Annotated in this window: 25 protein-coding genes; 8 read left to right on the top strand and 17 right to left on the bottom strand. The window is 45.7% G+C overall.

Annotation, left to right across the window (positions count from 1 at the left end; all coding sequences use genetic code 11):
- The first annotated feature begins 173 nt into the window (after positions 1-173).
- A complete protein-coding gene (locus tag H6F77_RS21600) occupies positions 174-4,151 on the top strand; it encodes a CHAT domain-containing protein (protein WP_309228897.1) in 3,978 nt (1,325 codons plus the stop codon).
- Positions 4,152-4,548: 397 nt separating this feature from the next.
- Here H6F77_RS21600 and H6F77_RS21595 read toward each other — a convergent pair whose 3' ends face one another.
- The 4 genes from H6F77_RS21595 to ffh all read right to left on the bottom strand — a co-directional run bounded on the left by H6F77_RS21595 (position 4,549) and on the right by ffh (position 8,108).
- Positions 4,549-5,505 (bottom strand): PhoH family protein, encoded by a 957-nt coding sequence (locus tag H6F77_RS21595; RefSeq protein WP_190490975.1) that lies wholly within the window; start codon positions 5,503-5,505, stop codon positions 4,549-4,551.
- A 344-nt stretch (positions 5,506-5,849) separates the two neighbouring features.
- Complete coding sequence (locus H6F77_RS21590) at positions 5,850-6,251, bottom strand: KH domain-containing protein (protein WP_190490974.1); 402 nt, start codon at positions 6,249-6,251, stop codon at positions 5,850-5,852.
- Positions 6,226-6,474, bottom strand: coding sequence for a 30S ribosomal protein S16 (gene rpsP / locus H6F77_RS21585; protein ID WP_190490973.1), 249 nt, complete (start codon positions 6,472-6,474; stop codon positions 6,226-6,228). The genes H6F77_RS21590 and rpsP overlap by 26 nt, the downstream gene beginning before the upstream one ends.
- 173 nt (positions 6,475-6,647) lie before the next feature.
- Positions 6,648-8,108 (bottom strand): signal recognition particle protein, encoded by a 1,461-nt coding sequence (ffh, locus tag H6F77_RS21580; protein ID WP_190490972.1) that lies wholly within the window; start codon positions 8,106-8,108, stop codon positions 6,648-6,650.
- Positions 8,109-8,559: 451 nt separating this feature from the next.
- Here ffh and H6F77_RS21575 point away from each other — a divergent pair, with 451 nt between their 5' ends.
- Positions 8,560-8,697 (top strand): hypothetical protein, encoded by a 138-nt coding sequence (locus H6F77_RS21575; RefSeq protein ID WP_190490971.1) that lies wholly within the window; start codon positions 8,560-8,562, stop codon positions 8,695-8,697.
- Between the two features lie 154 nt (positions 8,698-8,851).
- On the opposite strand, the gene H6F77_RS21570 is transcribed toward H6F77_RS21575, so the two are convergent.
- Entirely contained in the window at positions 8,852-9,229 is a 378-nt protein-coding gene (locus tag H6F77_RS21570) for a histidine kinase (protein ID WP_190490970.1), read from the bottom strand.
- Positions 9,230-9,522: 293 nt separating this feature from the next.
- Here H6F77_RS21570 and gifA point away from each other — a divergent pair, with 293 nt between their 5' ends.
- Positions 9,523-9,723, top strand: coding sequence for a glutamine synthetase inactivation factor IF7A (gene gifA, locus H6F77_RS21565; protein WP_190490969.1), 201 nt, complete (start codon positions 9,523-9,525; stop codon positions 9,721-9,723).
- 158 nt (positions 9,724-9,881) lie between these two features.
- Here the strand turns inward: gifA and H6F77_RS21560 are convergent, their stop codons facing one another.
- The 8 genes from H6F77_RS21560 to H6F77_RS21525 all read right to left on the bottom strand — a co-directional run bounded on the left by H6F77_RS21560 (position 9,882) and on the right by H6F77_RS21525 (position 15,453).
- Positions 9,882-10,937, bottom strand: coding sequence for a WD40 repeat domain-containing protein (locus H6F77_RS21560; protein WP_190490968.1), 1,056 nt, complete (start codon positions 10,935-10,937; stop codon positions 9,882-9,884).
- On the bottom strand, positions 10,925-11,896 hold the full coding sequence (locus H6F77_RS21555) for a CobW family GTP-binding protein (RefSeq protein ID WP_190490967.1): 972 nt from the start codon (positions 11,894-11,896) through the stop codon (positions 10,925-10,927). Before H6F77_RS21555 ends, H6F77_RS21560 begins: the two co-directional genes overlap by 13 nt.
- Before the next feature lie 115 nt (positions 11,897-12,011).
- Positions 12,012-12,926, bottom strand: a complete 915-nt coding sequence (locus H6F77_RS21550) for an alpha/beta fold hydrolase (RefSeq protein WP_190490966.1) — start codon at positions 12,924-12,926, stop codon at positions 12,012-12,014.
- A gap of 134 nt (positions 12,927-13,060) precedes the next feature.
- Positions 13,061-13,423 carry a hypothetical protein gene (locus tag H6F77_RS21545; protein WP_190490965.1) on the bottom strand — a complete coding sequence of 121 codons (363 nt, stop codon included), beginning with the start codon at positions 13,421-13,423 and terminating at the stop codon, positions 13,061-13,063.
- Between the two features lie 167 nt (positions 13,424-13,590).
- Positions 13,591-14,292 (bottom strand): SAM-dependent methyltransferase, encoded by a 702-nt coding sequence (locus H6F77_RS21540; protein WP_190490964.1) that lies wholly within the window; start codon positions 14,290-14,292, stop codon positions 13,591-13,593.
- Positions 14,282-14,701, bottom strand: coding sequence for a hypothetical protein (locus H6F77_RS21535; protein WP_190490963.1), 420 nt, complete (start codon positions 14,699-14,701; stop codon positions 14,282-14,284). The genes H6F77_RS21540 and H6F77_RS21535 overlap by 11 nt, the downstream gene beginning before the upstream one ends.
- Before the next feature lie 4 nt (positions 14,702-14,705).
- Positions 14,706-14,951 carry a hypothetical protein gene (locus H6F77_RS21530; protein ID WP_190490962.1) on the bottom strand — a complete coding sequence of 82 codons (246 nt, stop codon included), beginning with the start codon at positions 14,949-14,951 and terminating at the stop codon, positions 14,706-14,708.
- Between the two features lie 241 nt (positions 14,952-15,192).
- On the bottom strand, positions 15,193-15,453 hold the full coding sequence (locus tag H6F77_RS21525) for a hypothetical protein (RefSeq protein WP_190490961.1): 261 nt from the start codon (positions 15,451-15,453) through the stop codon (positions 15,193-15,195).
- Positions 15,454-16,103: 650 nt separating this feature from the next.
- Here H6F77_RS21525 and H6F77_RS21520 point away from each other — a divergent pair.
- Positions 16,104-16,466, top strand: a complete 363-nt coding sequence (locus H6F77_RS21520) for a DUF4864 domain-containing protein (protein WP_190490960.1) — start codon at positions 16,104-16,106, stop codon at positions 16,464-16,466.
- 102 nt (positions 16,467-16,568) lie between these two features.
- On the opposite strand, the gene larE is transcribed toward H6F77_RS21520, so the two are convergent.
- From larE to H6F77_RS21500, 4 genes are all read right to left on the bottom strand, one after another.
- On the bottom strand, positions 16,569-17,387 hold the full coding sequence (gene larE, locus H6F77_RS21515; protein WP_190490959.1) for an ATP-dependent sacrificial sulfur transferase LarE: 819 nt from the start codon (positions 17,385-17,387) through the stop codon (positions 16,569-16,571).
- 47 nt (positions 17,388-17,434) lie between these two features.
- Complete coding sequence (locus H6F77_RS21510) at positions 17,435-19,255, bottom strand: sensor histidine kinase (protein WP_190490958.1); 1,821 nt, start codon at positions 19,253-19,255, stop codon at positions 17,435-17,437.
- A gap of 15 nt (positions 19,256-19,270) precedes the next feature.
- The gene (locus H6F77_RS21505) at positions 19,271-20,044 is read right to left on the bottom strand and encodes an ABC transporter permease (protein WP_190490957.1); all 774 of its coding nucleotides are present in this window, start codon (positions 20,042-20,044) and stop codon (positions 19,271-19,273) included.
- A 72-nt stretch (positions 20,045-20,116) separates the two neighbouring features.
- Positions 20,117-20,611, bottom strand: a complete 495-nt coding sequence (locus H6F77_RS21500) for a DUF427 domain-containing protein (RefSeq protein ID WP_190490956.1) — start codon at positions 20,609-20,611, stop codon at positions 20,117-20,119.
- A gap of 113 nt (positions 20,612-20,724) precedes the next feature.
- Between H6F77_RS21500 and H6F77_RS21495 the strand changes: the two genes are divergently transcribed.
- From H6F77_RS21495 to H6F77_RS21480, 4 genes are all read left to right on the top strand, one after another.
- Complete coding sequence (locus H6F77_RS21495; RefSeq protein ID WP_190490955.1) at positions 20,725-21,519, top strand: ion transporter; 795 nt, start codon at positions 20,725-20,727, stop codon at positions 21,517-21,519.
- A gap of 172 nt (positions 21,520-21,691) precedes the next feature.
- Positions 21,692-22,684, top strand: coding sequence for a TIGR04222 domain-containing membrane protein (locus H6F77_RS21490; protein ID WP_190490954.1), 993 nt, complete (start codon positions 21,692-21,694; stop codon positions 22,682-22,684).
- The gene (locus H6F77_RS21485; RefSeq protein ID WP_190491061.1) at positions 22,587-22,814 is read left to right on the top strand and encodes a hypothetical protein; all 228 of its coding nucleotides are present in this window, start codon (positions 22,587-22,589) and stop codon (positions 22,812-22,814) included. Before H6F77_RS21490 ends, H6F77_RS21485 begins: the two co-directional genes overlap by 98 nt.
- A gap of 76 nt (positions 22,815-22,890) precedes the next feature.
- The gene (locus H6F77_RS21480) at positions 22,891-23,928 is read left to right on the top strand and encodes a TIGR04222 domain-containing membrane protein (RefSeq protein WP_190490953.1); all 1,038 of its coding nucleotides are present in this window, start codon (positions 22,891-22,893) and stop codon (positions 23,926-23,928) included.
- Positions 23,929-23,937: the final 9 nt, after the last annotated feature.

Genomic DNA, 23,937 nt, shown 5'->3' with positions numbered 1-23,937 from the left:
AGCGATCGCTTACCCGCGTTCGGATAGGTGCCGAGCGAAGGGGCACTCAGGTATTGATTTGCGGAATACCTGCCACTCCCCGCACAAATTAGGCTGAGAGTGCCAGATGTTGAAAAGTTCAGGGTGCAAATTTTCCGTATTTATTTCTAAAAATCAGCCAGAGGAAAGTTCCTGTGTGCCTACTTAGTTGGTTAATACCAGCAAAATATACTGTAAGTCAAAATTTAAAATTAAAAACTCAAAATAACCAGAAAAAGGTTAAAAATTTCTTAATTTTACCTTTTGCTGCTGTTCCCTGGCTCGGCGTTGGTATGCTTTGCCCTATAGTAGCGCAGGCACAACAAATTGACCCAGAGAAGGGCGCTAACGGAACAAATACTCAGGTAAGCGCTCCTATTTTTACTCCTGCTGGCGATCGCTTTGATATTACTGGCGGCAAAAACGCTGGAAGCAACCTGTTCCAAAGCTTTCAGCGGTTTAACCTCGACGCTGGCCAAATTGCCAATTTTATATCTAACCCGAATATCCAAAACATCCTGGCTCGCGTTAGAGGTAACAACCCTTCAATTATTAACGGCCTTATCCAAGTCAGTGGCGGCAATTCCAACTTATTCTTAATGAACCCAGCGGGGATTGTATTTGGCCAGAATGCGAGTCTGAACGTACCAGGAGACTTCACCGCCACGACCGCAACAGGAATTGGAGTTGGAAACCAATGGTTTAATGCCAGAGGTGACAATAACTACGCAGCTTTAGTAGGAACGCCAAGTGCGTTTGCTTTCAACACTACTGGAAACAATGGCAAGGTGCGATCGCCTGGAGCAATTATTAACGCGGGAACGCTGGAAGTAAGTCCAGGAAAGAGTTTAACATTGCTGGGCGGCACGGTAGCTAGCACTGGCAACCTGAATGCACCCGGAGGGCAAATACTCATCCAGTCTGTACCTGGCGAGAGTTGGTTGCGATTGAGCCAACGAGGGCATTTGCTGAGTTTGGACATTCCGCAGTCAGCTTTACTAGACAATTCAAACCAGATTAATATTCGCACTCTGCCTCAACTACTGACTGGCAATGATGTTGCGGATAAGGTTCCCAGTCTTTTTGGTAACACTCAGCAGAAGGTGAAATTAACAGATTCTGGTCTGTTGGTGGAGGATGGGGACGTTGTGGTGCGCGGGGTGAACGCCAATTCAGCAACAGTACAGGCATCGGGTAATCTCATCTTAGATTCGAGCAAAGTGTTGGCTGCTGGAGATATAAACCTGGCGGCGGGGGATACTCTGCGTCTGCAAAACAGCCTGTTGAACGCCAAGACAATAAGGCTAGAAGCAGGGCGCGATATCAGGTTGGTCGAAAGCCAGTTGTTCACGACGGGGAATGTAGATCTGCTAGCTGGTGATACAGTGCAGCTGCAAAACAGCATACAGTATCCCGCGATCGCTCAAGCTGGACAAAACCTTAACATCATTGGTAATAGAGGGATTGATATCCAGGCAGTACCTTTATCAGGAAATCCCTTCAAAGATAGCGGCAATTTTAATTTGGTGAGTAATGGTATTATCTCTGGAGTTCCTTACCAATTAGCCAGTAATAATAGGATTATCCCCGGAGCTTTTCCTCAAGTACCGAGTGGTATTAATGCTGATATTTTCAACCGCTTAGAAGGCATAGGCGGTACTATTGTCCTAGCAACTAATTCATCTATATCGCCTACGCCTAATGGTGCTTTGCGACCACAGCGATCGCTTGCGGATAGTCTGTTACCTCCTAGCGGCGAGGATCGGCCAGTTCTGGCGAGCCATCGCATAGAAGGAAATGGGAATAATCCCACTCCCACAGGTAACTCAGGTGGCGGTAGCCCAATAGAAGGAAATGGAAATAATCCTAGTCCAATTGATAACTCAGGTGGCGGTAGCCCAATAGAAGGAAGTGGGAATAATCCTAGTCCAATTGGTAACTCAGGTGGCGGTAGTCCAATAGAAGGAAATGGGAATAATCCCACTCCCACAGGTAACTCAGGTGGCGGTAGTCCAATAGAAGGAAGTGGGAATAATCCTAGTTCAATTGGTAACTCAGGTGGAGATAATCCTAGTCCAATTGGTAACTCAGGTGGCGGTAGTCCAATAGAAGGAAGTGGGAATAATCCTAGTCCAATTGGTAACTCAGGTGGCGGTAGTCCAATAGAAGGAAATGGGAATAATCCTAGTCCAATTGATAACTCAGGTGGCATTACTCCAATCGAAGGGAATGGAAGTAAACCCGGTGGCCCTGGGAACTCAGGTGGCGGTAGTCCAATAGAAGGAAGTGAGAATAATCCAAGCCCCATTGATAACTCAGGTGGCATTACTCCAATCGAAGGGAATGGAAGTAAACCCAGTGGCGCAGGGAACTCAGGTGGCGGTAGTCCAATAGAAGGAAGTGGGAATAATCCCAGCCCCATTGATAACTCAGGTGGCGGTAGTCCAATAGAAGGAAGTGGGAATAATCGTAGCCCCATTGATAACTCAGGTAGCGGTAGTCCAATTGAGGGGAATGGAAGTAAACCCAGTGGCGCTGGCAATTCAGCTAGCGTTAGTCAAATAGAGGGAAATGGCAATAATCCTAGTCCAATTGGTAACTCAGCTGGTGTTAGTCAAATAGAGGGAAATGGCAATAATCCTAGTCCCGCCTCAAACTCTGGGGGAAATGCGATCGCCTCAACGGGAAGTGATAGCGAAAATCGCAGCCAGAGTGTCTCTCCTACAGTTGTAAGCACTACCAGTCCGGTTGCAACAGCAGAGGAAACTGTTACTCTCCTTGAGGACAACTACAAACAAGAGTTTGAGGATTACTTTCAACGACCTTTTAAGACACAAATGAAAACCTTGCCGGATATTCGCAATGCGACAAGGGATTTTGATGAAGAAAGTGGGGTTAGAAGTGCGGTTATTTATGTGACTTTTACACCCAGCGCCATAGAACGCAACCTCGCTCAACGTACTGCACAGAACACAACTAAATGCCAGACTAAGGTCGCGCCAGCACAAACACAGCAGTTAGATTCTGCGGATCTTTCCAATCGACACAACGTTAACAATCAGAAGCAGATAAATTGCCTAACTCCTGGTAGCGACCAGCTCGAAGTATTGCTAATTACCGCAGAAGGTAAGCCCATACGAGCGCGAGTTCCTCTAGCTCATCGCTCTAAAGTGCTAGCAGTTGCAAGAAACTTTCAAGCTGAAGTAACCGCAGGGCCAAGGCGAACGCGGCTAACTAGCTATCTACCCTCGGCGCAGCAACTCTATCAGTGGATAGTCGCACCTCTGGAAAATGATTTACAAGCACGAGGCATCAAAAATCTTGTGTTTGTAATGGATGCTGGTCTCCGTTCCATACCCATTTCGGCAATGCACGATGGTAAAGGGTTCCTAGTAGAACGCTACAGCATCGGTCTGATGCCCAGTCTCAGCTTGACCGATATCCGTCCCCACAGCATCAAAAACGCTCAAGTTCTGGCGATGGGAGCAGCGACATTTAATAACCAAAAACCTTTGCCTGCCGTACCAAGCGAACTTAGTGCAATTGTTCCTTCTCTGTGGCCAGGTAAATCTTTTCTGAATTCCGCCTTCACGCTGCAAAATTTGCGATCGCAGCGCCGTATTCAGCCCTTCGGCATCCTCCACTTAGCCACTCATGCGGAATTTCAGTCGGGTGCCCCCAAAAACTCTTATATCCAGTTGTGGGATACTCAGCTGCGACTAGACCAACTGTCGCAAATGGGCTGGAACGATCCCCCATTAGATTTATTAGTGCTTAGTGCTTGTCGTACAGCGCTGGGGGACGAACAGGCGGAGTTGGGTTTTGCTGGAATGTCCATCCAAGCGGGGGTGAAGTCCGTGTTGGCAAGCCTTTGGTATATCAGCGATGAGGGCACGTTGGGACTGATGACCGATTTTTACGAGCAATTAAAAACAGCCCCAATGAAAGCAGAGGCGTTGCGACGCACGCAGGTAGCCATGATCCAAGGCAAGGTGCGTATTCACAAGGGTGGGTTAACTACTTCTGTAGGTAAATCGCTGCTTTTGCCCGCAGCAATGGGGCGGATACAAGACAAGCAATTAAATCATCCTTATTATTGGGCGGCTTTTACCCTAGTTGGCTCACCTTGGTAATAATTAATGCTTTGGTTGCCTGTTTATAACTAATGGTCGTGAAGAATTTAAGTTTTCCTGCGTACTTTGTTGCCCTTTAGCTTTTCCTGGGAAGCTGCACAATTTTAGAAGGAATAAAATTTGCCCGACTTTAATAGCGGGCCAATTTTAATACTTATAGAATCAACTTGATACCTGTTTTTTTGATGGGAAATTATTGGATATTGAGTCCCCTTCCCCTTCTAGTTTCTCGGCGATCGCTTGCTTTAACCACTGGCTGAGATTATTTCCTGCCTTTTGCAGAACCAAATAATCTCTAGATTCAGAAAGCCGAAAGGGAAGTATTTTTAACTCAATGACTCAGAGCCTACTACCTGAAAATATCCCGAACTTGATAACTTGAATTGCGGAAGACCTACTAACTTTCGTACCGTTCGTAGGCGGCTACAATCCGCCCAACTAAAGGATGACGCACCACATCCGAAGACGTAAGATTGCAGAAAGCAATGCCCTCAACCCTTTGCAGAATCTTTTGAGCTACAGCTAAACCCGATGTTTGGTTAGCAGGTAGATCGGTCTGAGTAATGTCGCCAGTTACAACCATGCGCGAACGGAAACCAAGGCGAGTCAGCAGCATTTTCATCTGCGCTGGTGTCGTGTTCTGGGCTTCATCGACAATTACAAAAGCATTGCTCAACGTGCGACCCCGCATATAAGCCAAGGGAGCAACTTCAATTACTCCCCTTTCCATTAAATTATTAATTTTTTCTTGATCGATAAATTCATACAAGGCGTCATAGAGGGGTCGCAGAAACGGGCTAATCTTAGCCTGCAAATCCCCTGGCAAAAAACCCAGTTTTTCACCAGCTTCTACAGCTGGTCTTGTCATTATTAATCGTTCGTACTGATTGTTCAAGAGCGCCTGCACTGCAAGAACTGCTGCTAGATAGGTTTTACCCGTACCAGCGGGGCCAATGCAGAACGTGAGGTCGTGAGTGCGTACTGCCTGGATATATTTCCACTGCGGGAGCGTTTTGGCGCGGATTTCTTCACCACGCCGAGTTTGCGCCAGTAAATTCTCCTGCATTGCTTGGAGATCTTCCACGTGGTCTGTATCTAGGGCATAAGCAGCAGTGCAGATATCTACATTAGCGATGCGCTTGCCGTATTTCCAAAAAGGCTTTAGCGCCCTCACAAGTTCATAAGTGCGGTCAACTTGTTTTTCAGTCCCAGAAATCAGCAACTCTTGCCCCCGCAGCACTAGCTGGGCACCAGTTAGCTGAGTGATAGTTTTCAAATTTTCTTCACGAGCGCCGCACAGAGCGATCGCGCTCTCATTGCTCGGTAGCTGAATTGTCTTTAGTTCCTCTGTCATTCCGGCATTCTCTCGCTCCTTTAAACTCTTTACTACATATGCCAAGAATCGCCTGAATAGTACTAATTATTTAGATCTATTCTCAGGCGTCACCTTCTGGGGCAGTTGTAATGCGGTTTATTCTTAGCAATGCATATAGATCACGCGATTCCCCACTATCTAGCTGCTATGCAAGATATCTGGTTAACCTCGTCTAGTAGCAATATTGCAAAATTAACTTCATATGGTATGAATGCCTGTATCTGCCAGGTTGATTCCCCCAGCATATTTTGCAGACATAAATGCACAGATGTGAGGGGCTTATCCTCCCAAGCCAGAGTTGCCTGGTTTTAGCCCCTACACTGTCACTGGGAACGGAGTCTAGAAGACGGTTTAGGAGCAGACGACCGACGGGGTGCTCCACCTGTACCAGTAGGCGCGCTCTCTCGACTCTGCCCTGAACTACCATAGATGTCCAGGTAAACAGATTGACCAGCCGCTGCTGCTGTTGCTTCAATCACCGTGCGAATCGCCTGAATGTTGCGCCCACCCCGGCCAAACACTCGCCCCTTATCCTCACCTTCAAAAGCCAGCCGAATCCAGATCCGCGTATTACCGTTCGATATCTCGCAGTCTATACTCAACGACTCGGGTGACTCTAAAAACGGTTGCACTAGGAATCGCACCAAGCTAGCGTAATCTGGGCTGGCAGGTTGAGTTTTACTTACTCGTGTCAGTTGCTCAGGCGCGGAGTTGTTCAAAGACATTGTTTTTTTCAAAAATGCGGCGCACGGTGTCAGTCGGCTGCGCTCCCTCTTTGAGGCGCTTAACAATTCCTGGAACGTCTAGTCTAACTTCGTCACTTCTAGGATTGTAGAAGCCTAATTCTTCCAAAGGACGACCATCCCGGCGGGCGGAGCTGTTTATCGCTACAATCCGGTAGCTTGCTTCCCGCTTTTTGCCGTATCGCTTTAATCGCAGTTTGACCATGTTGATGTAGGATTCTCCTGTTTGGGTTGTAAGCTTTTAGCTTGCAGCTTTTAAACGTTGTTAGATGCTGAATAAATAATTGTACCATTTCTAGGCATCCAACTCTAGGGTAGTGTCCGGAGTCCGGAGTCCGGAGTCCGGAGCCAAAAGTCTAAAAAGCAAGATGAGAGAGGCTAAAGTTGCCCGAAGCCTTTCTTCTTTTTGGCTTTTTTCTGTTGTTTCTTAGCCCCTACGCCGCCCGGATAGCCCCGGAAGCCTGGACGGGCAGGCATATTGCCACCACCCATACCACCAAACATTCCTGGCATTCCCGGCATTCCCGGCATTCCCGGCATACCACCCTGACCCATTTGCTGCATGAGGCTACGCATCTTCTTGAAATCAGTCACAAGCTTAGCTACATCTGACTCCTGATATCCAGAACCACGCGCTATCCGCCGCCGCCGCGAAGGAGTACTAGACAGCAAATCGGGATTTTTCCGTTCCTCTGAAGTCATTGAGTTAATCATCGCCTCTGTCCGCTTCAGGCCGATTTCACCCTGGCGCAGCTGGTCGTCTGATAGCTTGCCCATTCCCGGAATCAGCTTCATCAGACCGCCCAGCGACCCCATGTTCTTCAGCAGACGCATCTGCTTAAGGAAGTCACTAAAGTCAAACTTCGCCGAGAGGATTTTCTCCTCCATCTTCTGGGCATCAGCGAGGTCAATTTCCTCCTGGGCTTTCTCTACTAGAGTCAGGACATCTCCCATACCCAGAATCCGCGATGCCATGCGGTCTGGATAAAAGGGTTGCAGTGCTTCAACCTTTTCGCCCACCCCTACAAACTTAATGGGCTGACCGGAAATCTGCCGCACCGAAAGCGCCGCACCTCCCCTCGTATCTCCATCTAGCTTGGTCAGGATGGCTCCTGTTATCCCAATCTCTTGATGGAATGTACGGGTGAGATTTGCCGCTTCCTGACCAGTCATAGCGTCCACCACCAGAAGCGTTTCGTGGGGCTGGACGGTTTCTTTGATGCGGGCTAATTCCCCCATCATATCCCGGTCAATTTGCAGGCGGCCTGCGGTATCAATTATCACCATATCCACGCCAGTGGCTTTAGCTTGAGCCACACCTTGACGGGCGATTTCCACGGGGTCGGCGTCTGTACCCAACTGAAATACGGGTACTTCAATCTGTTGGCCAAGCGTCAAGAGTTGGTCAATAGCTGCTGGGCGATAAATATCAGTAGCTACCAAAAGAGTACTGATATTCTGCTTGCGTAGGTGCAAGGCTAACTTAGCTGTAGCTGTGGTTTTGCCAGTTCCTTGCAAACCAGCCATCAGCACAATTGTAGGAGAATTATCAGCTTGGGCTAGAGGGACGTTAGTTTCCCCCATCACAGCCACCAGCTCATCGTAGACAATTTTGATGAACTGCTGATCGGGACGAACGCCAGAAACTACATCGGCTCCCAGCGCGCGGGTTTCGACGCCAGTTATAAAATCTTTGACTACCTGGAGATTAACGTCGGCTTCCAATAAGGCGCGACGAACCTCCCGCAGGGCGTCTTCGATGTTGGATTTAGATATTTTGTCCTGGCCCCGCAGTTTCTTCCAGGCGCCCTCTAATCGTTCGGCTAGCGCGTCAAACATAAATTGATTTTTTTTGAATGATAACCCTTAACTACCAATAGTCTTGTCAGAAAACTTCGTTTTACCACACACTATTGTTAAGTACATATATCATAAGCAATTCGCGGCAGCGTTCATCACGCAGGCAGGCGCAAAAGGAAGTAAGGGCAAGATTTAGGTAATTTTAACTATTAGCCTGAAAATAGCCGCCAAATTAGAGAAATATCTCTGTGAAGTGCATTGTGTCGAATTCACTCCCAGAAAATTGCTTAATTAGGTTGTACATCCTTTCAGGGTTGCCATCATACAAAACTTTTGGTTCGAGAGCGCGGCTTTTTAATAGATGCCTTATTGGTGGAAATTTTAAACAGCATAGAGGACAACTGATTTGGGGTGAACTCTATCCTCCGCTAAATGCTTCTTTTTTCTTAAGCAGGACTACCCACTGCCTTAAAAAGGCGCAAAACCCTGTATGTCAAAGCCAACTAACCATCGCCAGAAAAACCAGCGATCGCGCTCCCAATCACCACTAGCAACGCTCAAAGACTATGCCGCAAGGTCTGCTAAACAAAACGGGCCAAACAAAAATACACACAAAGGCTGCGTTTAGATAACTACTTATTGACAAGGCTGCTGCTAGTCGGCGGGATAGAAGTATAGATCGCCGGAATTTGAGCTTAATAGGTGATTGGTTGGCGTCCTTAGTACGTTGATGACAGATTGCTGATGGCTTACGACTAGACTAATTACCCATTACCAATTAGCTATTTAGGTACTTCACTGAGTTGACGACAGCCCTTGAGTCCCAAACTCGGATTGCTGCGATAGGCTGCTTCTGCTGCCCAAACGCTGACGCTGCGATCTAATCCCACCCAGTATAGATATTCCACGTCTGGGGCGTAATTTACCCCCACTCGCAGATTAGAGAAATCATCCTCACAAATTTCGTAGCCAAAGCGGACAATAATCTGAGCCACTAAGCATTCTGGGGTGTCGCGATTTTCTCCGGAAATTTCTCTTTCTTGCCAAAACTTGTGTAGAAATCGGTTAAGGATGGGGAGCAGCTGCTTGGGGTCGCCTTTCCGGCTGGCGTAGATAACAACAGGGTTGCCTTCTACAAGGATGTGACAAGGTGTAGCCATTTTTTTTACTCTCTATGCTGTTTTTTATGGTTTGGGCACTGAACACGACGTTGTACCCAGCTTGGACTATTAGATACGCACTTGGCGAGGATTGACTGTAACCAGGCTATCCCTATCAGTCTACAGACTGGTTCAGGGCTGGTCTGTGCGAATCTAATTCTAAAAGGTTCTGTAAATTTTTGTTTCTACAGGCATTTTGTAAATTTAGATACAGAATTTTCTGTTATATTAATTATGTAAGGACAAAGAACTGAATTAAAACATTGCACTGAAGCAATACGGAGGACTAAGGTATGTCTACACAAGATCAAGCTCGTTCCCTGATGATGCGCCATCACCACATCATTAAGAATCGTCAGCAATCAATGCTGAACCGTACAGCGGCTGAAGTTGGTATGGACGTTGAGACGACTGGCTACTGGAACCACATTCAAGGCGAACCACATCCCAGCTTCCGCGCCAGCTATGACCGCAGCAATAGCTCGCTCAGCTAGTATTTATTAATTAATTGGCGAGAAATAATTGTTTGCGTTATGTCGTTTGGATAGTCGTGGAGTTCGCGATCGCCACGTATCCTGTAAGTCTGCTGAAGCAATCATCAATAAATATCAGGGCGTTCTTTCTCAAAAAGGACGCCTTGATATTTTTTTAGCTACCAAATAAGCAATTCACCATTAATTCCGCCAGCCGCGAGTTGATAACCTTGGGGATGCCATGCCAGACAGGAGAAACCTTTAGGGGCGCCATCGACTGCCTGGCCTAATTCCTGGGCGTTGTCCCACAAACACAACCAGCCATCAAGCGCAGCTGAAGCTAGTAGGGTGGCGTTGGGTTGAAAAGCGATCGCGCTGACAACACCCTCGTGACTCTCCAATACTCGCCCTTGCCAACCCACTGACTCCGACTCGTGCTTTTCCCAAACTACAACGCCTTCAGCGCTAGATAAAGCCAAGAGGGGCGCACCAACAGAACTAACGGGTTGCGACCAATCGAGAGAACGAATTTTACCGGGGAAACCGCGCATTACCCAAGGAAGGGGATTGTTCCACTCTAAAACTGTGAGGGTGCGGTCGAAATTGCCGCTGGCGAGGTACTTACCATCGTGCGACCATGCGATCGCCAGACTCGCTGTGGGAACTTCTAGCAAATAAGGCTTAGCGTTCCAGTCCCCACTATTCCAAGCTTTTACCCCCTGATAGCCGGCGACTGTTAATATTTTTCCGTCTGGATGCCAAACAATATCAAATACAGATGATGCCTCGAAATTTAGCGTCGCGGCAATATTGCCTGTATCGCCATCCCACACTTGGACATAGCGCCCCAGACTGAACGCTAGTTGGTTTAAGAGGGGATTCCAAGCTAGCTTATCAACCCAAGCTGGCGCATTTTTCAAAGTAGCTACTAATTCAAAATTTGGCGATCGCCAAATTTGCACTCGTCCATCTTGTCCGCCAGCAGCTAAAAATTGTCCATCGTGAGAAAAAGCAAGACAGTCTATTGACGTGGCGGCTGGCGGAAGCAACGTTAATAAATCTTCCATTCCGCGCCACAGCACGACCTCACCCGCAGCAGAACTTGCGGCTAAAATTGTGCCATCCGGCGACCAGGCAATGCAAGTCACATAATCAGATAGCGCCCCGCGCCAATATACTTCCAGGTTCGGTTTCTCCTCATCCCCATCTGTACTAGCGCACTCTAAGCCATACATGCTAAGAAATCCTCTCGTAACTTCGCCGCGTCTAAATTCCGACCGATAAACACCAATTCATTCTTACGGGTTTCAGCGGATTTCCAGGGGCGGTCGGCTGTAGCCTCAAAAATCATGTGGACGCCTTGGAAAACAAAGCGGCGGTCTTCTCCAGCAATATTCAGAATTCCCTTCATTCTGAAAATATCTGGCCCTTGAGTTTGCAACAACCCGGAGAGCCAATTTTGCAATTTGGCGTTATCAAGTTCGCCTTGTTCTACTAAGGCAATAGAACCGACAGTTTCATCATGTTCGTGGGCTTCTTCATTTAAGAATTGCGGGTCAATCTCTAACGCACGCTTTAAATCAAACGCTCTCACTCCTAAAAGCGCATCCATCTGTAACTCTGAGTTGTGGGTGCGGTAGACTTTAGCCATAGCGTTCATCGCCCGAATCCGCTGTTCTAACTCGTTTAACTGTTCTGGCGTTACTAAGTCAGTTTTATTGAGCAAAATCACATCGGCAAAAGCAATTTGCTCTTGGGCTTCGCTGCTTTCCCAGTGTTGCCAAATATGTTTGGCGTCAACTACGGTGACAACTGCATCTAGTTGCAGTTGGTCTTTCATATCCTCGTCTACAAAGAAAGTCTGAATTACAGGCGCGGGGTCTGCTAAACCAGTGGTTTCAATTACTAGATGGTCAAATTTATCGCGCCGCCGCATCAAGTTGCCGATAATCCGAATTAAATCGCCTCGCACGGTGCAGCATATGCAGCCGTTATTCATCTCGAATATTTCTTCATCTGTATTGACAACCAATTGGTTATCAATGCCTATCTCCCCGAACTCATTGACAATCACGGCTACTTTCTTGCCGTGTTCGTGGGTGAGGATGCGGTTGAGGAGGGTTGTTTTACCCGCTCCCAGATAGCCTGTGAGGACGGTAACGGGAACTAAATCTGCCGTCAAAGCTTGTACCATGACAAATACCTGGTTTGTTAAAATGATAATCAATATCAAGTCATACTAGATAATTCTAACCGCAGATGCACGCAGATAGAAGCAGATGGGACGATTATCTGCGTGCATCAGGGGGTTATAAAAAATCTGCGATCGCATTAACAAGGGCATTGGGATATTCTTCATGCATCCCTAGCGAACCTGGAAGCACCTGCGATCGCACTCCTGGCAAAGCGGCTAATAAATCCATTTCTGCCCTTGATTTGGGCGGGGATTGTTCGCCAATAACTACCATCACTGGTACGGGTAAAGGTTGAAACCAAGAGAGAAAATCATCTCGATTTTGCACTGGGTCAATAGCGCCAGTAACGAAGGCGGCTGGTGCAAATCGCGCACCAGGCTTTTGGGTGATTTGCCACTTCTGCTCGATGAAGTCCGGTTGTACTTTGTCGGGATTGGAGTAGACGTGGCGGCGATACATTAACGCCAGGAAAGATGGCGTGGTGTTTAGTTTATAAAGCCCTTGACCTACGATAGGCGATCGCACGATCTCTCTTAATATTCCATACATCGGGCGATGGTCGCCCATTGTCGGGAACGGCCCGCGCCAAGTGGGAGCAGCCAATACTATCTTTGACCAAAGTTGGGGTTGTTGTTTGGCTAGCCGCATCACGTAGCCTGCGGCGTGACCAGCCGCGATCGCTGCTACTGGAGTATTAAAAACAGCTTTGACAAAATCCTCTAAAAATTGGTGATACAACCCTGACTGATAATCTACTCTGGGGCGGTCTGACTCACCAAATCCCGGCCAATCGACTGCCACAACCTGGAAATTGGGAGCCAATAATTCTGCTATTCCCCGCATTTCTCCCCGCGTGGAAACAGTGCTGAACGCGGGTAGCAGCAATACTGGATTTCCTTCACCTAGAGTTTCATAAACTACCGATAACTGATGCCCTTGCCAATTCCAGAGATACTCGTGGCGTTTACCGCCAATACCAAAATCAGCGGTGGTGGAGGATGTCTTGGTAGATTCAAAAGTTGTAGTCATTATCAGTGGTTGCCTTCTAGACCTGGTTTCTGGCAAAAATTGCTTGTTTTATCCACCAGATTTATAGCAAGAAACCAGGTTCCTGATAAAAGTTGTAATCATTAGCCGCAGTCAGAAAGTTAAGCGATCGCTCTTTAGTTGATAAGCGGTAGACCGCGCATGGCACGTATACCATTGATACAAGCCGGACAATCGCAGCCATACTTGGCGACCGCAGCATCACTTTCTTCCTCGGTGAATTCTAGTACGTCAGGATTGTCCTGTTGCTGAGTATCCCCGACAGCGGGGGGAGCCGCTTGGCTAGTAGTGGTATCGGCTTGTGCAACGCGCACGCAGGTAAACTGGGCTGCGCGGGGGGAGCCAACGCATGAGACTGAATTTGCAGGCTGGGTTACTAATTCGGCGGCGTTGACTCTATTGGCCATTGCCATCATAGACACCATAGATGCCAACACGGTAGGGCTGGCTAGCAAACTTAGCAAAAATCTTTTGTTCATTACTTCACTCCTGTTAACGGCCTTACTGGAAGATAGTATCTGAAGAAGCTGATATATTGTACAAAGTTCCAGCATCCTATCTAGGAATAAAAGAATTTAAAGGCAGGATTCAGCAAGCAAAGCGCGATCGCGAACTGTTCCCCTCCCCGGTAGATGGATGGCTGGGACTAGACTAGAGCTGGAGGGACGGGGCAGACAATCCGCAACATGCGATCGCCGCCTTTTTGAAATTCGTATGGCACTTGCTTGATTTCCAAGCTGTAGCCTTGTGCTTCTAATTTTTTCCTTACTGGTTGCAGCAATATTGATGGTTCCCCTGAGAGGTTCAAGAGGGGAAAAATCCTTACTTCTTTAGCAACGCGACACAGTTCGAGAATTGAAGCAATGTGAAAATCTTCCGGAAAGAAATCAGAATAAAGGAATAAAAAGTGACTGCACAATGCTAAATCAAATTCTTTATCTTTAAAGGGCAAAATAGGTAACTCGCTGGTGACATAACGCCCTTGTTGAATTCCTAGCGGCAAATCTTCTAGAAATTGCTGCATTGCTGACATCCGGATTTGCCCCAGTTCCTCTGGAGACTTGATGTTCTGCCAAACATAGTTGTCTATGTTGGCCTTGACTTGATCGATGAGGGGTTGGTAAGTTTCTTGCAGGCGAGTGGAGATCGCGCTAGCGGTAAACTCATATATTGGATCGCATGATATAACGTTGTACCCTTGGCGCGTCATTTCAACATTAAAGCTAGCAGGGCCACCAGCACAATCAAGAATTCTCAAACAAAGTTCAGCGGCTTTCAGGTCAAACATCCTGATATATTCTTCTAGCGATCGCCCCCAAGGTATGACGCTTTCTAGCTTAATTCCCACCTGTTTTTTCCTCAGCAGGTATATCTATAGTGTCGAGTGATGAATGCCTTTGCGTCTCTGCTAGTTGTGGCTGAATACTCTCGGCAACCAATGACTGTTTTTTCGATCGCGTTGGTTGTAAAGAAATTACTGATGCCAGCATAGCAGGCAATTTTATTATACTTGCCATTAGCAATGATTCCAGCAGCGGGTTAGTGGCATTAACGGGTTGGTGTTCTCGGTTTTCCGGGGATGTAATTTCTGTTTCTGTTAGGTTTAAGTTAGGTACGGTGAAAATTAGCTTACCTACCGTTACCAGCAGCATTAGTGGCAGCGAAAGTACTGCTATCGGCAATATCAACAGCCAAATAAATAACGCGGAAATTAACCAAAATAAACTGGCATATAAAGTTTCTGAAGGTTTCTGCATTGCCCTAGCCGTCCCCTACATTAGTTGCCACCAAGTCCGCCTGACGATGCGCGAAGCTAGCGCGATCGCAACCAACGCACAACCCTGCTATTAGGAGCCGTTGTTTGGCTTGGATTGCTTTATAGCTATCGCCTGTAATCTTATAGTTTTGCCGTTGCCGCACTCCGCCTCGTTCTTTAATTGTAAGGGCAAGGCAAGCCAACGCCTCTACCAATAGGACAACTATCTGCTGGTTATGCCTTATCTTCAAAATGCGATCGACCTCTTTAGTTGCGATCGCGGGTTGCCCGCATCACTTTATGCCGCGCAGCAGTGCCGCATTGCCCTACTTTACATGAGTGCTAGCCCATCTTGAATTAAGACAAATTTCTTAATTTACTCTTACCGTAATTTAAAGTTATAAATTGGCCATCGGGAAGGGAGGGTATCGCTTTACTTATATTTTTAGGCTTAGGCTACCAACGCAAGGTAAGAGAAAGCACCGAATTAAGTTAATCGTCTCCATTCTTAGTAAGTTCTATTAAACTATTTAATGTTTTATCAAAATCTGCGTCTAGGTGTTCTTTTATAGGGTTTAGTTCATTGGCAAACGATTGATTAGTAATTTGTTCGTCAAAAACTTTTAAAATATTTTTTAGAGCTTGCAATCTAAGAGCAAGTATTTTAATTTGTTGCCACTTTTCATTAGAAAAGTCATTCATAGGTTCTTTGCAGCAGGCTATATAAAAGAGATGTGGAACTGTTCCAAGCATGAAAAGCTCCCGTTTATAAACGGGAGCTTATAATACTCTTAAAGGCAAAGTACAGCTAGAACGGTTTCTAAAAGCGTAAGCTTTTAGTTATTTAAAGTGTGAGAACCGCTAAACATTACGATTATGCTTGACAGAGGTTATGTCGGATTTATGCTGCGGTTAAATTTGGCAAACTTTACTTGGCTAAAACAGGCGCTCGAATAAAGCCCAGGCTGAATAATATTGCTATAATAAACATTAGAAAAGGCTTTGTTTAATTATTGCCACATAATACTGTTGAAGGCTTAGTAATAGCTGAATTTTAAAATTGCTTTGTAAAAAAAATATTTTATGATAAGTTACGCAGCAAGTTTATATATAATAGGGGCGCTTCTACAGAGTACGATAAAATTTGCTTAAATCTTTTTTATGCGAAAAATTATCCTATTTTTAAGCGGTGTTTTATATGCTTATAAGATTGAAATGTTGAATTAAAGGGACGCAAAAAAATTAGCTACAAGCTTCAAGCCACCGCGCTTATCGGTTAGTTTTAGCTTAGCTATAATTTCAGGAAAGAATTTAAGAAGTCGAAACCTGCTATCCTAATTAGTTGGTTATTCCAAATGTGTATTGCTTTGTCACTGCTAGCACTACCCGCAAAGGCTCAACAGATGAAAATTAACAATAGCGATCGCAATGCAATCCGTTCTGTAATCGAACGCCAACTCGAAGCATTTCAAAAAGACGATGCTGGAGGTGCTTTTGCTTTTGCAACTCCGGGAATTCAGATGCAATTTAAAACCGCTGAAAATTTTATGCGAATGGTGAAAACTGCTTACCAAGCAATTTACCGTCCCCGTTCTGTAATGTTTGAGGAGCTAAAAATAGTCGATGGAGCGCTAACTCAAACAGTGCTGCTACTTGCTCCGAATGGGACTTTGATGAGGGCACTTTATTTAATGGAAAAACAATCTGGCTATATTTGGAAGATTAATGGATGTTATCTGGTTCCTATAGAAGAGCAAACCATGTAATAAATTTTAGATTTTAGATTTTGGGTGGGTAAAGTTAACGATCGCACTAGAAAGAAAAAGCCTGCGATCGCAGGCTTTTTTTGTATACCAACAACTCATTCGTTAAACTTTAACTATCTGCGGCAAAACTTGGTTTAGCTTACCACTGCGATAGCCTTCTAAATCTAACGTCACGTAGATAAAGCCAAACTCTTGAAATGCTGAAACTAAAGTTGCTAAATCTGTAGTTAAGACAAACTCTTTTATCTGTTCTGGCGATAACTCAATTCTGGCAGTGTCACCTTCAGAACGCACGCGGAGATTTTTCAAACCCAACTTACGCAGATAAATTTCTGCTCTACCTACTCGTTGCAATTTAGCTACTGTAATTTCTTCGCCGTAGGGGAAGCGAGAACTAAGACAGGGTTGCGCGGGTTTATCCCACCAAGGTAAATCTAGCTGCTGAGAAAGTTGGCGCACTTCAGCTTTAGTAATGCCTAATTCTGCGAGAGGCGATCGCGCACCTCTTTCTTTTGCGGCTTGAATTCCCGGTCGATAATCTTTTAAATCATCAGCATTTACCCCATCCACGACATAAGGATAACCGAATTGAACAGCCAAAGGTTTGAGAGTGTCGTGCAGTTCGCTTTTGCAGAAATAGCAGCGATTCACGGGGTTAGAAGTGTAATTAGGGTTATCCATTTCGTTAGTTTGGACAACCTTATGAGCAATACCAATTTGAGCTGCTTGGATGCGTGCGTCTTCCAGTTCTTCTGGCAAAAGAGAGGGAGAAATAGCAGTTACAGCTAAAGCGCGATCGCCTAGTACATCGTAAGCAATCTTAGCGACTAAAGTGCTATCGACGCCTCCAGAGTAAGCAATCAAAGCTTGCTCCATTTCTGCAAATAAGGTTTTTAGTTGTTCGAGTTTACGATTTATCATGGTTTTTAAAAAAATTCAATTTCAATGCGATCGCAAGCTAGCCTTTATTAGGTTAGCGAATTTAAAGACATTTCTGATTCCGTTGGAGGCTGTATCGGCAAATGCAAAGTAAAGCAACTACCGCGCCCTAATTCTGACTCTACCGTAATATTGCCCCCATGTAGCTTTGCTAGTTTGCACGATAGAGCCAACCCCAGACCACTTCCCTCGTATTTTCGATTCAGACCGCTATCAAGCTGTCGAAACGGTTGAAAGAGGTTGGCTAAATCTGCCTCTGCAATGCCAATTCCCGTATCAATTACAGAAAAGTGAACTGTGTCTTCTGTTTGGTTTACTTTTAGCGTTACAGAACCTATGGGGGTAAATTTAACCGCGTTAGATAAGAGGTTGACCAAAATCTGCTTCAAACGCCGTTGGTCAGCTACGCAGACAGTTACGTTTGGGGCAATCTCCATTGATAATTGCAAACCACCTTCATAAGCTCGCTCTGCGACTACTTGGAGGGCTGCGGAACTTATATCCTCAACTGATAATATTTCGAGGAATAATTCTTCTCGACCTGCTTCAATTTTAGACAAATCTAGCAAATCGTTTATCAATGCCAGCAGATGTTCTCCACAGGAATTGATATTAGCCATGTATTGTAATTGTTTTTCATTGAGAGGTCCAAAAATTTGTTCCAAAAGCAGGCGAGAAAACCCCAAAATACCAGTCAAAGGAGTGCGAAGTTCGTGGCTCATCGTGGTTAAAAATTCGCTTTTTGCCCGATTAGCGCTTTCGGAGATAATTTTTTCCTGTTCTAGTTCCCTAGTTCGCTCTCTCACCAGTTGTTCTAGGAGTTCGTAGCTCTGGGCATTGTAGAGGGCGATCGCTGCTTGGTCGGCTATTCTTTCTAAGAATTGAATCTCGTCTTGTGTGAAAGTCCGATAAGTGGTTGTAGTTTGCAACGATATACCACCGAATAACTCACCGCGAATAAAAATCGGCACTCTTAGCATTGAAAGCATTTGCGCCTGCTGAACCTGCATCTGTCGCTCCGCAGTATAAGCCATTAAGCTGGTTTTAGGAGCATGGACAACTCGATGAAAAGAATAATTAGAGGTGGGATCTAATAGATCTCGGTGTTCTATTAAAGGAACTCGGTAGCCTACCACAGAAATAACTTGTTCGTTGGCTCTCCATTCCTTTACAATCTCGGTATGCTCTGCTTTTATGGCAAATATAGTTACCCGATCGACCCCAAAGCATTCCCCTGCGAGCTTGACAATTTCCTGCAAGATAGAGTCTGGATCGAGGCTCGAATTTAGCGAACGACCGATCTGATTGAGCAATCGCTCTCGCGTTGCTTGTTGTTGAACTTGGTTAAACAATTGTGCTTGATGAATGGCGATCGCGCACTGAGTAGCGATCGCTCTAACGAGTGTTATTTCAGTGTCTGTCCACTCGCGCTCGCGATCGCACTGATTGAGGCTAATTCCACCTAGATAAGACTCGTGATACAACAAGGGCATAATCAACAGCGAACGAATCTCACAAGACCTAGCCAGTTCTTGCAGTTCGCGTGGAATATTGGCGTCTATTCGGGCGATTACCACTGGTTCAGCCTGCATTAGCATCTGATGGTAGTACTCATAGAAGTCGCAATAAATACCCATCAGACTGCGCCCTTTCTCTGTAGCTTCCGATACGTGGCGCACCCTCATTTGATTGTTTGGATCGGGCTGGAAAATCAGACACCGACTTACTTGCAAAGTTTCGTGTAGTAGATTTACAGTCGTTTGTAACACGTCATCCAATACTAAAGTTTCTCGCATTGCCTGAACGATGCGGTTAATGAGACTATCCTGTTTGTAGCTTTGTTGCTGCATTACCGCATCGCTATTTTAAAATTCACGCCTGGAAAAGATAACGATAGCGATCGCTATGAGTAAGACTGTGTAGATTAAGCCATACCCCGCATGAGCGAATAGCGTCATCGGCGGTGGTAAAACGCCATAAACCGCTTGATTTTTTAAATCTAGTCTAGATAAGTCTGGTAAGACTAAATAAAGACTTTGAGTTATGTTTTGAATTGTCTCATTTTTACTTACTTCGCCCAACTTAACAATATCAGGACTTAGATGCCCTGCCAAATAAATTGCCAAGGTGAGCAACGTCGCTAGTAAGGAACTGGTAAAAACTCCAAAAAGTAGCGCTACCCCTGTCAGCAAAGACAGCTCGATGAATAGGTAAAGTATAGAAATCAGAATGCTTCCCGTTGGGTAAGTAATCTTCGCTAAACTCAGGCCAATAAAATAAATTATCGTCATGGCGGCAAGCAGGACGCCTAAGACTGCTGATAATCCTAGATGCTTGCCGATGATAAATTCAGAGCGAGAGAGCGGTTTAGGAATTAAGACTAATACCGTGCGCTTTTCTATTTCTTTGTTAATTAGTCCTGTACCAACAAACACTGCAACGAGAACGCTGAGAATGGTGATGCAAGCTAGACCGAAATCAACAAACATTTTGTTTTCTGTAGCAGCAGCTACTTCTCGCAGCAATGGCATTGCTGCAAGCTGCAAAATGGCAAAAAAGCCGATTATGTAGAGAATGCGATCGCGAATTACTTCCCGAAACACATTTAGTGCGATCGCCCAAATTCTAGGCAGACTCACAAAGAATTGCTCCTAGCGATACATCAATATAAGTTGTGCTTTAATTTACTACGATTTTAACTTTTGACTTGCTTACCAGCCCCAAGTCCCAGGCCCACCCTTAAACGGCCCCACAATATCCTTGGTAATCCAGCCGCCGTAGAAACCCCCAGGCTGCGGTTCCACTTGTTCCCCATCGACATAGCACGCATCCATCATCTGGGGATAAAAGGCTATGCAGTCTTTTATTAACTCGAAGGCTGGTGTGGGGTTGGGATAAGACCAAGCAACGTTGGGCGCTTGTTTGTCCCCTGCGACGACGCTGTAGTAAATAGCGCTACCTTTCCACTCGCAAAACGACCCACCGCTTGTATGCACCAAATATTCCATCTTGATATCGCTCTGAGGAATATAGTAAACGGGCGGGTGACTGGTTTCTAGGACTCGCCGTGCGTTGCGAGTATCTACAATTGTGATGCCATTGAAGACGATCTGGATGTGCTTGGGCGATTCCTCCACGCGGGGCGGACGCGGATAATCCCATACTGACTCCTGACCTGGGCCTGGGGCAATGCGGCTGCTATTCATGGTTATACCTTCTCCTGGAATATAAGCGATCGCGATCCTAATTGTAAATAATTGTAAAATGTCCTGCGAGGCGCGATCGCCGATCGACGCTGATATTTTTAGTTTTTTGATTTATGTTGCTGCGACAAAAGATTGCTTTTTATCTAGAAGACATGGAAACGCCAGTAGGCAGAACTATTAATTTAGTAATTACTGCCCTGGTGCTTGTATCTTCAGCAATATTTGTTGCAGAAACATACCCTCTACCAGATTACGTTCGTATTAATCTCGATATTATAGATTTTGCCCTGGTGCTACTTTTTGCTTACGAGTATTTATTGCGTCTTTGGTGTGCGCCTGATAAAGTAAAATATTTATTTAGTTTATATTCAGTAATCGATTTGCTGGCAATAGTACCAGTTTTTTTAGGAATTGTAGATATAAGTTTTATTCGGATATTCCGCTGGTTTCGGATTTTGCGGCTAATCCGTTTTATCGAGGGAAGAACTTTACTGGGTCGCATCATTTTGGAAGATAGCGTAATTTCAGCCAGAATATTATTTACTTTATTTGCAATTATCTTTGTTTATTCAGGCTTAATTTATCAAGTCGAGCATCCGGTAAACCCTAAAGGATTTCGTACTTTTTTAGACGCCTTTTATTTCTCTGTAGTAACGATGACTACAGTAGGATTTGGCGACGTAACGCCGACTTCAGAATTGGGGAGGCTGCTGACAGTATTAATGATTTTAACGGGAATTGCTCTTATACCCTGGCAGTTGGGTAATTTAATTAAGAGATTGGTGAAGAACAGCGATCGCGTAGAAACGCTTTGTTCTACTTGTGGGTTGTCATCCCACGATGCAGATGCTAGGTTTTGCAAAATCTGCGGCAATAAATTGGAAAAATTAGCTGTTGTTAGGGAATAGCGCGATCGCTCAACGCTTCACGCACTGGGGTGTTATCGTTCCGGCGTTGCATCACTTCTGAGGATGGACGCTCCTTTGTTTAGGTTGTGCCTTCCGCATTTCTGTAAAAACATTACCTAATACTGTAGAAATATGCTATGAAAAAATCAAAACTTACAAAGGGGGCTAGGCAATGGATAAATTGCTAATATGCATCTTGGCTTTCTTGGCGGTCGTGGTAATAAGCAACCCCATAGCAAATCCAATTGCCAATATGTATGGGCCGGACTTTCTGCTGTTTTATGCTTTTGTTATTGGGATAACGCTGGTAATATGCTGGTGTAATGTGCGTTATCTCGATGCACCAACAAACTTAGCTCTGCCATTGATTCCTACTAAACCCGATCCCTACGAAATTGCTTATTTGCGGGGTGGAGAGAATGAAGTGACGCGGCTGGCTATTTTTGATTTAATTCAGCGCGGGTATTTGCAAATTGCGGGCGATTATATAGAGAAAGCGCCCGACCAGCCGCACCCGTCGAATCTGACTGCAATCGAGCGCGATGTGTTTAGCTGGTTCTCTTCTCCGCGCAAAGCTAGAGACATTTTCCAATTATCGCTACCGCTATCTGTGAAACAACATTGCACAATCTATGAACAGCGACTGCACAACGAGAAACTGCTTTTGCCAGATGAACTAAAACGCATAGCAGAGCGCGTTCATTGGATAGGGATACTAATCATCCTTGGTTTAGGCGGCTATAAACTTTTAATAGCGCTGGTAAACGGGCGCTTCAATGTCGTATTTCTGATAATCATGGGCTTCATATCGCTGGTTTTGCTGGGAATTATCAGCAACCCACCGCGCTTGAGCCATCGAGGACGAGCTTATCTAGAGCGGCTTCAGCAAACATTTGCAGGACTGAAGGGGCAAGTTTCTAGCGTCACTACTAATAATCCTAATAGTACAGATTTGAGCTTGGTGCTACCTGTAGCCGTCTTTGGCGTAGGGATGCTAGCGGGTACACCCTATGGTGACTTTGAGCAAATGTTTCATAGGTCCACAACTACTAGCAGCGGTACTGGCTGTGGTGGAAGTTGTGGCGGCGGTGATGGCGGTGGCGATGGCGGCGGCGGTGGTTGTGGTGGTGGCTGTGGCGGGTGTGGTGGAGGGTGTGGCGGTTAAGTTTGATGCGATCGCTGTCAACTTTTCCCTTCTACTATCTTGGTTAAAACCCTGGTTCCCCCGTAAGCCTGAACTTACTTGTAGTAACAGTGTGTTATCAATGAAGTATGCAAATTACAGGAGCGATTAGGACAAGATTGCAAACACTAAACCATTAAACGCTAAATCGATTCGCTGACTGGCAACCCAAAAAAGGAGGTTTCCTGATGGATATGTTGCTGCATAATCCAATTGCAGATATGTATGGGCCGCAGTTTCTGCTGTTTTACAGCGTTATTATTGTATCGACGCTTGTAGTATGCTGGCGATTCATACAAGACCCAACAAAAAAACAGCCTTTGCCGTTAATTCCTACTAACCCCGACCCCTACGAAATTGCTTACTTGCGAGGCGGCGAAACCGAATTAACTAAGCTAGCAGTCTTTAACTTAATTCAGCGCGGTTATTTGCAAGTCAAGGAAAAATCCATCCAGCAAGCGCCAAATTACCCAGATCTGGGTGGCTTGAAGCTAATAGAAAGCGAGTTCTTTAAGTGTTTTTATTCCTCGCATCAGGCAGATGAGATGAAATTCTCATCGTTCTTACCCGTCATCGTCCGGGAAAAATATGCAGTTTACGAACAGTCGTTGAAAAATGAGCAATTGCTGTATGCGGATGAGTGGAAAGCATGGAACGTGAAAGTCGGCTTAGTAGGCGCAGCGATCGTTTTCACCCTCGGTAGCTACAAGCTCTTGGTAGCCTTGGCTAAAGGACGCTATAACGTGGGTTTGTTGATCGTGATGGGCGTTGTCTCGCTCGTTATGCTGCTTTGGTTGATTAAGCAGCCGCCACGCTTGAGCGATCGCGGACAAAATTATCTCAAGCGACTTCAAGGAACATTCGCGCAGCTCCAAGAGAAGGCAAAATCGAGCATTCCTGATGCACTTGACTACAAATTGCTGGTAGCGCTGTTTGGCGTGGAAGCACTTGCTGGAACTTCCTACGACTACTACCGAAAAGCCTTTCTTCCACCACCTTCGCCTAATCGATTATCGCGTCGAGGATCTAATAGCAGGCAAAGAAGCTCGTCCGATAGCTCGTGCAGTAGTAGTTCCTGCGGTAGCTCGTGTAGTAGCTCGTTCGATAGCTCGTGCAGTAGTAGTAGTTCCTGCGGTAGCTCGTGTAGTAGCTCGTCCGATAGCTCGTGCAGCGGCAGTAGTTGCGGCAGTAGTTGCGGTGGTGGCTGTGGCGGCTGTGGAGGATGATAGTTTAGA

Origin of the sequence: Microcoleus sp. FACHB-831, from assembly GCF_014695585.1 — a bacterium.
Classification (GTDB): domain Bacteria; phylum Cyanobacteriota; class Cyanobacteriia; order Cyanobacteriales; family FACHB-T130; genus FACHB-831.
Note: the sequence above shows the minus strand (reverse complement) of the source record. Positions and strands in the feature narration are given on the sequence as shown.